This window comes from Devosia sp. MC521 (assembly GCF_014127105.1).
GTDB lineage: Bacteria > Pseudomonadota > Alphaproteobacteria > Rhizobiales > Devosiaceae > Devosia.
Map to the genome: position 1 here is coordinate 3,510,001 of NZ_CP059902.1, position 7,500 is coordinate 3,517,500.

7 protein-coding genes (1 of these 7 only partly in view) are annotated in these 7,500 nt (G+C 56.5%); 3 read left to right on the top strand and 4 right to left on the bottom strand.

The features are described from left to right. Nucleotides 1-328: 328 nt before the first annotated feature. Nucleotides 329-1,258 carry a 2-hydroxyacid dehydrogenase gene (locus H4N61_RS16915; protein WP_169197035.1) on the bottom strand — a complete coding sequence of 310 codons (930 nt, stop codon included), beginning with the start codon at nt 1,256-1,258 and terminating at the stop codon, nt 329-331. A 30-nt stretch (nt 1,259-1,288) separates the two neighbouring features. Beyond that, complete coding sequence (locus H4N61_RS16920) at nt 1,289-2,224, bottom strand: AEC family transporter (RefSeq protein WP_169197036.1); 936 nt, start codon at nt 2,222-2,224, stop codon at nt 1,289-1,291. 161 nt (nt 2,225-2,385) lie between these two features. Here H4N61_RS16920 and glpD point away from each other — a divergent pair, with 161 nt between their 5' ends. Beyond that, nucleotides 2,386-3,870 carry a glycerol-3-phosphate dehydrogenase gene (gene glpD, locus H4N61_RS16925; protein WP_169197037.1) on the top strand — a complete coding sequence of 495 codons (1,485 nt, stop codon included), beginning with the start codon at nt 2,386-2,388 and terminating at the stop codon, nt 3,868-3,870. A gap of 42 nt (nt 3,871-3,912) precedes the next feature. After that, nucleotides 3,913-5,403 carry a glycerol kinase GlpK gene (glpK, locus tag H4N61_RS16930; RefSeq protein WP_169197038.1) on the top strand — a complete coding sequence of 497 codons (1,491 nt, stop codon included), beginning with the start codon at nt 3,913-3,915 and terminating at the stop codon, nt 5,401-5,403. A 23-nt stretch (nt 5,404-5,426) separates the two neighbouring features. On the opposite strand, the gene H4N61_RS16935 is transcribed toward glpK, so the two are convergent. Together H4N61_RS16935 and pdxH are read right to left on the bottom strand one after the other, a co-directional pair. Beyond that, nucleotides 5,427-6,071, bottom strand: coding sequence for a DUF1499 domain-containing protein (locus tag H4N61_RS16935; RefSeq protein WP_182394537.1), 645 nt, complete (start codon nt 6,069-6,071; stop codon nt 5,427-5,429). Nucleotides 6,072-6,321: 250 nt separating this feature from the next. Continuing rightward, nucleotides 6,322-6,951: a pyridoxamine 5'-phosphate oxidase gene (gene pdxH / locus H4N61_RS16940; protein WP_169197040.1), complete on the bottom strand. Its 630-nt coding sequence runs from the start codon at nt 6,949-6,951 to the stop codon at nt 6,322-6,324. Between the two features lie 115 nt (nt 6,952-7,066). Between pdxH and H4N61_RS16945 the strand changes: the two genes are divergently transcribed. Next, nucleotides 7,067-7,500: the 5' end (the start) of a DnaJ C-terminal domain-containing protein gene (locus H4N61_RS16945; protein ID WP_169197041.1), read on the top strand. It continues 529 nt past the right edge of the window; the window shows 434 of its 963 coding nt (coding positions 1-434); the start codon lies at nt 7,067-7,069; its stop codon lies off the right edge, out of view.

Consider the following 7,500-nt stretch of genomic DNA (forward strand, 5'->3'; position numbering starts at 1 on the left):
TTTCAGTCGTTTGCTGCGTCGCTCAGTGCCGTGAGGCGCTGTGCTCTGCAGCGATCACCGGGTTATAGGGGCAGCACTGTTTCGTGTCCAGAGACCTCGACAAAAATCGATATGATTCAGCTTTTTGGCCTACGTCGCTTTGTGAAAAAGCCGGCTGAGTCAGTAGCGTTTGCAACGCTGTCCCGAGTTATCCACCTGGGGGAAGATTTTTGGCAACAGCACGCTCAAGACACTGAAATGTCAGTTCATTTTGGGTTTAGAGCGGAATCGTAGGCGTTTTGCGAGTCGAGTGCCTCTCGAAAACGCCCGCCTTTTCCCTCGTGAACTGTCACACCACCGGGCTGATCAGGGGTTCACCCGCAAAATGACGGTCGAGATTGGCGACTAAGAGCGCCCCCATTGCGTCGCGGGTCTGGTGGGTCGCACTGCCCTGATGCGGGGAGAGGACGACATTATCCAAGGCATAGAGCGCTTCGGGGACTTCTGGCTCATCAACAAAGACGTCCAAGGCAGCGCCGCCGAGTTTCTTGTTCGTCAACAGTTCGACGAGTGCGGGTTCATCGACGAGCGTCCCGCGCGCCACATTAACGACATAGCCTTGCGGTCCGAGCGCTTCGAGTACGGCTCGCGAGACAATGCCTTCTGTGGATTTGCCGCCCGGAGCGATCACCACGAGCCAATCGCTGTCGCGCGCCATGTCTCCGAGCTTGTCGTAAAACGTGTATGGGACATTGTCCTGCTTGGAGCGTCCGTAATAGACGACACGCATCTTCATCGCTTGCAGACGGCTGGCGATTTCCTTGCCGATACGACCCAGGCCCAAAATGCCGACGGTTTTGCCAGTGAGCTCTGAGAAGAGCCCCATGCCCCCGTTGAGCCAATGGCCATTGCGCACGAACTGGTCACCCTGCGGGATACGGCGCGCCAAAGAAATCATGAGCCCGACCGTCAGCTCGGCCACGGCATCGTTGAGAACATCGGGCGTATTGGTGACGCGAATGTTCTTCGCCTTAGCCGTAGCAGTGTCGATATTATCGTAGCCAACGCCAAAGCTTGAGATGATTTCGAGATTAGGTAGCGCGTTCATGAGCTTTGCCTGAACGCCCGAACCGGCATGGGCGCGTATGCGCGCGCCATTGGCCTTGAGCCAAGCGTTCCTATCGGCCTGCTCATGCAGCTTGTGGACGATATATTTCTCCGCGAGGGCTTTTTCACAGCTGGCTAACAACGGGCCGGTCTGCAGGATTTCTATGGTCATTCTTCCCTCCTCGGAATAAGCGACTTGGCTCTACATTCCCAATATGTAGAGCCAGACTGAAATGGTAACCGCGGACAATATGGTGGCAATCAGTATCGTATTCGCTGCTACCGACACGCCGCGATCATAATAAGTGGCGAAGACATAGATGTTGACGCCAGCCGGCATGGCGGCGAGCAAAATTCCATAGCGGGCGATCTCCATCGGAATATGCAGCACCCAAATCATCAGCACATAGGCAATGGCCGGGTGCAGGATGAGTTTCATCAGCGAGGCCACGAAGGCCGGCCGCCAGTTCTCCGACAGTTTAAATTCATTGAGAGCCCCGCCGATGCCGAATAAGGCCACAGGCACCACGGCCTGACTCATCATGGTCAGAAAGGCTTCCGCCGGTTCGATCAATTGGAGATTGATGGTCGAGGCAATCATGCCCGCGGCAATGCCCCAGATCAACGGATTGGTCGCCACACGTCGAACGGCAACGGTCAGCGTTGCGGCCAGAGATTTACCGTCCCGGCGCATCAGCTCCATAGTGACCATGCCTGTGGTGAGCAGGATCGCGGCGTGCACGCCGATGATCGACAGCGTCACCGGCAGTGCCGCATCACCATAAGCGCGCGACATGATCGGCAGGCCAACCAGCACCGTATTGGTGAACATGGACGAAAAGCCAAAGGCGACGCTTTCGCCTCGCGGTAGCTTGAACCAGCCCCGGCCCAACACAATACCAATACCGAAGCAGATCCACGCGCCGAGATAAAACGGCCCGATAATGCCAAGAGTAAAGGCTGAACTGAAATCGCTGGTTAGGATTGAGTGGAACAGCAAACACGGCGTCGCGAAATTGTTCACGAAAGCAATCAGCGCTTTCACGCCATCAGCTGGGAACAATCGATACCGCACCGCGCTATAGCCCAAGGCGATAAGCGCGAAGATCGGCACATTGACGGCTAGGATCGAGAGCATGGCCAGATGTCCGGGCCCGAGAAGGGATTAATCCATGCCCTAACCCTGCCAACGGCAGGGGTCAATGCATGTTTGTCGCACCATCAAAGCGAAACACAAAGCCTTCACAAACGAACCAATAAAACATACAAACGAAACATCTCTTGAAACGGCAGGATATCATGCTGGATATTTTCGTGATTGGCGGCGGCATCAATGGCGTAAGCATTGCGCGTGATGCTGTCGGACGTGGTTTTACCGTTGGTTTAGCGGAGATGAATGACCTCGCCTCTGGAACCAGCTCGGCGGCGACCAAGCTCATTCACGGTGGCCTGCGCTATCTCGAGCACTACGAGTTCCGCCTCGTCCACGAAGCGTTGGCCGAGCGCGAAGTGCTCTGGGCCACAGCCCCGCATATCATCTGGCCGCTGCGCTTTGTGCTGCCACACCAAAAAGGCATGCGCCCGGCGGTTGTGCTGCGCACCGGTCTGGCCATGTATGATTATATGGGTGGTCGCAAACTCCTGCCGCCAACCAAAACCCTTGACCTGACCAAGGATGAAGCCGGAAAGCCCCTCAAGCCCGGCCATAAGCTGGGTTTTGAATATTCTGATTGCTGGGTCAATGACGCCCGCTTTGTGGTGCTCAATGCCCGTGACGCCGCCGATAAAGGCGCCGAAATTCTTGTCCGCACCAAAGTCACTGCCGCACGTCGCGAAGAGGGAGCTTGGACCATCGAGCTCGATGGCGAAGCAGGCAAAACTCGCGTTCGCGCTAAAATGCTGATCAATGCTGCTGGCCCATGGGTCGACGAGGTCATCAACGGGGTGATGGGCAAGAACGGCAAACACAATGTTCGTCTCGTTCAGGGCAGCCACATCGTGGTGAAGAAACTCTACGAGCACGACCGGTGCTATTTCTTCCAAAACGGCGATGGCCGCATTTTCTTCGCTATTCCCTACGAGGACGATTTCACCCTCATCGGCACCACTGATCGCGATTATCATGATGATCCGCGCAACGTGAAAATCAGCGAGGAAGAGACCTCTTATCTTCTCGCCGCTGCCAATGAGTATTTTGCGGACACGATCACCCGTGACGACATCGTCTGGACCTATTCCGGCGTGCGTCCACTTTATGATGACGGCGCGTCCGCGGCGCAGGAAGCCACGCGCGATTACGTTCTCAAGCTCGAAGGCGATTCGAGCACGGGTGCCGTACTCAACATTTTCGGTGGCAAACTGACGACCTCGCGCCGTCTCGCCGAAGCGGCACTGGAGAAAATTGAAGCCATCTTAGGACAGAGGGGCGCGGCCTGGACAAAGACTAGCACTTTGCCCGGTGGAGATTTTGGCGTGAAAAGTTTTGACGCTGAAGTTCGTCGCTTGGCAAAAGATTATTCTGCCCTGCCCCCATCTCTCCTGCGTCGGCTCATGCGCCTCTATGGCACCAGGGCGCGGGTTATTCTGGGCACGGCCCAAACTATTGCCGATCTCGGTCGCTCCTTCGGCTCCGACCTATACAGTCGCGAGGTCGATTATCTGGTTACACAAGAATGGGCTCGAACCGCACAAGACGTGCTATGGCGTCGAACCAAACAAGGGCTCCGCACCAGCGCCGAAGATGTGGCGCAGCTCGAGGCGTATCTGGCGACAAGCACGTCATAGGGCAGGCACGGACCGCAAGGGCACGCAGGGGAGGAAACAAATATGAAAAAGTTTGTGTTGGCCATCGATCAGGGCACCACATCGAGCCGCGCCATTGTCTTTGACGGCAACCGCAAAATTGTCGGTGTCGGGCAGAGTGAATTCAAGCAGATCTTCCCAGAGGATGGCTGGGTCGAACATGATCCAGAAGAGATCTGGTCGACGGTTCAGTCTACCGTGAATAAGGCCCTCAAAGAGGCCAAGCTTGAGGCCAGCGACATCGCCGCCATCGGCATCACCAATCAGCGCGAAACAGTGGTGATTTGGGACCGTGAAACCGGCGAGCCTATCTACAACGCCATCGTCTGGCAGGATCGCCGCACCGCTCGTGCATGCGCCGAGCTTAAGGCCAATGGCCACGAAGAGCTCTTTACCAAGCGCACTGGCCTTTTGCTCGATCCCTACTTCTCGGGCACCAAGGTGAAGTGGCTGCTCGACAAAGTGAGCACTGCTCGCGAGCGTGCCAATAAGGGCGAATTGGCCTTCGGCACGATTGACAGTTTCCTCATCTGGCGCCTTACCGGCGGCAAGATGCACGCGACAGATGCCACCAATGCCTCGCGCACCTTAATGTTCGACATCGCCAAGAACCAATGGGACAAAGAACTCTGCGAGATCCTCGACGTTCCCATGGCCATTCTACCTGACGTAAAGGATTGCGCTGACGATTTCGGTGTTACTGAGAAAAGTCTGTTCGGAGCAGAAATCCCAATTCTGGGCGTTGCGGGAGATCAGCATGCCGCCACCATTGGTCAGGCCTGCTTTGAGCCAGGCATGGTGAAGTCGACTTATGGCACCGGCTGCTTCGCCGTGCTCAACACTGGCGCCGACATGGTGCGCTCGGAAAACCGCCTTCTCACCACCATTGCCTATCGTCTCAATGGCAAAACCGCCTATGCGCTTGAAGGCTCGATCTTTATTGCGGGCGCCGCAGTGCAATGGATTAGAGACGGTCTAAAACTCGTCAAAGAAGCCAAAGATACCGGCCCCCTCGCCCGCACCGCTGACCCGACCCAAAATGTGTATATGGTGCCGGCCTTTGTCGGCCTCGGCGCGCCGTGGTGGGATGCCGATGCGCGGGGCGCAATCTTCGGCCTGACCCGCAATACCGGCCCAGCCGAAATTGCCAAGGCCGCGCTCGAAGCCGTTTGCTACCAAACCGTCGATCTCATCGAAGCCATGAAGAAAGATTGGAAAGGGCAAGGCACAGACACTGTATTGCGCGTCGACGGCGGCATGGTCGCCTCGGATTGGACCATGCAGAGCTTGGCCAATTTGCTTGACGCGCCCGTTGATCGCCCTACCATTCTCGAAACCACTGCGCTCGGCGCGGCATGGTTGGCGGGCATGAAGGCTGGTGTTTGGCCGGGCATGCAAGAGTTTGCAGCCGCTTGGGAGCGGGATCAACGCTTTGAACCGGACATGGACCCTAAGGAGCGCCTAGCCAAAATCGCCGGGTGGGACGACGCGGTACGCCGCGTCCTCACCCACTAGCATTTGAGAAATGGGCGGACCTATTAAGCGCCGCCCATTTCCACCTGTGGGCTTTCTGCCTCATCAGCAGCATCAGGTTGATTGAGGCTAGGATTATCCCGAATAAAAGCCGTGACCTCGTTATCGAGGGAACTCAGAAAACTCATGATCCGGTTGCCGTTTGAACCGAAATCATGCGCCGCCCCGATCGAAGCTGACCGCATGTCAATTTTCGAACCCGTCGGCGTGGTTGAAATTCCAAAAACAACTTCTTCGCGCCAGCCGATTAGTGTTGTCACACGAGCGTTGATCCGGCCCGAGAATTCCGACGGCACCTGATCGAAGCGCACGTCCCAACCTTGTTGTGCGATGAGGCGCAACACAAGGGCGTGGAGTTCCTCAGGCGCGATCGGATAGGCACGCGTAAGCGCACTTGGGAAGCTGCGCAAATGATCTTCACGAGACAGCATGCGTGCATTCGGCATCCTTGCCGTATCAGGCTCGAATGTCAGTGGAAGCAAACCTGTCGAAGCCGTCGCCACATCCGTCACATGCGGATAGCGCCACGCCAATTGTGCATGCCAAGCAAATGGCACCAGACATAAGAGCCCCCAAAACAACGCCCCGAAACAATTGCGCCACCCATGGTCGCCGGTGAACCACAGACGTAGCAGCGCAACCCCAGCCAAGAGCACTGCAAGGGCCGCGACCAGACCGGCAATCAGGGCCGCAATTTGGAACACATTGCTGGAGATCAAGCCGAGACGATGCAATACAACACTCAGCACCACCAACGGCACCGCTAGGCTACCTAAACGGCGAGCCCAAATGGCGGTCTTCGAGCTTCTGATCAATATGCGCAAGAGACGGGCATCCCCAGATTAGACCTCAAAATTAGTGGCAAGAGGTTGTCAGAAACTCAACTTTCCGTCCGTTACCTTAAGGATAGAGCCGCGTACGCGACCAATCGCTGTTGGCGGTACTGCGGGTGAACCGGACGCGATCGTGCAAGCGGAACTCGCCGTCTTTCCAAAATTCTATTTGTGTCGGCACAAGACGGAAACCCGACCAATGGGGAGGCCGCGCCATCTCACCGTCCCCAATCATAGCCGTCAGTTGCTCAACCTCATCCATCATCTGCGCCCGACTACCCAATGGTCGGGATTGTTTGGAAGTCGCGGATGCAATGCGGCTCCCCTTCGCGCGAGAGGCGAAATAAGCGTCAGCGTCTTCGGCCGAAACTATCTCGACCTCACCCCGCAACCGCACTTGGCGGCGCAGGCTCTTCCAATGGAAAAGAAACGCCGCCCTCGGCTGGGCCACCAATTGTTGGCCCTTGGCACTTTCAAAATTGGTGAAGAAGCAAAATCCTCGTGCATCCCTCTGGTTCATCAGGACCATACGGACGTCAGGCAAACCATCAGCATCAACACTGGCGACCGCCATTGCGTGCGGATCATTAGGCTCGGAAACTTGCGCCAAAGCGAACCATTCTTCAAAAATGGCGAACGGATTGAGCTCGGATTGGTCCTGGTCGTCGAAGAGGAGATCTGTGAGAGGTTGGGCCATAGTGAGATTTCCTGCATTCAGTCGCGCAGCCCAACTGGACAAGGCCGTAGGGCGTCGCCATATAGGACTTGAAATAGAGGCGGAGCAACGCCTGAACTCTAAAGATTGGACCTAAATGCGCGATCCATACACCGTACTCGGCGTGTCGCGGTCCGCAAGCGACAAAGACATTAAGTCTGCCTATCGCAAGCTGGCCAAACAATATCATCCGGACCAAAACCCCGATGATCCGTCCGCTCATGCAAAGTTTGCTGAGGCAACTGGCGCCTATGATCTACTGAACAATCCCGAAAAACGCGGTCAATTCGATCGTGGTGAAATCGACGCTGACGGTAATCCAAAATTCGGTGGCTTTGGCGGCGGGGGATTTGGAGGGGGACGCACTGGTGCGCGTGGCAACGCGGGAGGCGGTTTTTCAGCCGAAGACATTCTCAAGGAGTTTATGAGCGGCTTTGGGGGACAACCGCGTGGCGGTAATCCAGGTGGCGGCACACGGAATGCTGGCGCTGGTGGAGCCCAATGGGACCCCTTCACTGGTGGCGCGGCTAA

Coding starts and splice junctions, on each gene's coding strand:
- H4N61_RS16915 (WP_169197035.1), bottom strand. CDS start 1,258: ATGACCATAGAAATCCTGCAGACCGGCCCGTTGTTAGCCAGCTGTGAA.
- H4N61_RS16920 (WP_169197036.1), bottom strand. CDS start 2,224: ATGCTCTCGATCCTAGCCGTCAATGTGCCGATCTTCGCGCTTATCGCC.
- glpD (WP_169197037.1), top strand. CDS start 2,386: ATGCTGGATATTTTCGTGATTGGCGGCGGCATCAATGGCGTAAGCATT.
- glpK (WP_169197038.1), top strand. CDS start 3,913: ATGAAAAAGTTTGTGTTGGCCATCGATCAGGGCACCACATCGAGCCGC.
- pdxH (WP_169197040.1), bottom strand. CDS start 6,951: ATGGCCCAACCTCTCACAGATCTCCTCTTCGACGACCAGGACCAATCC.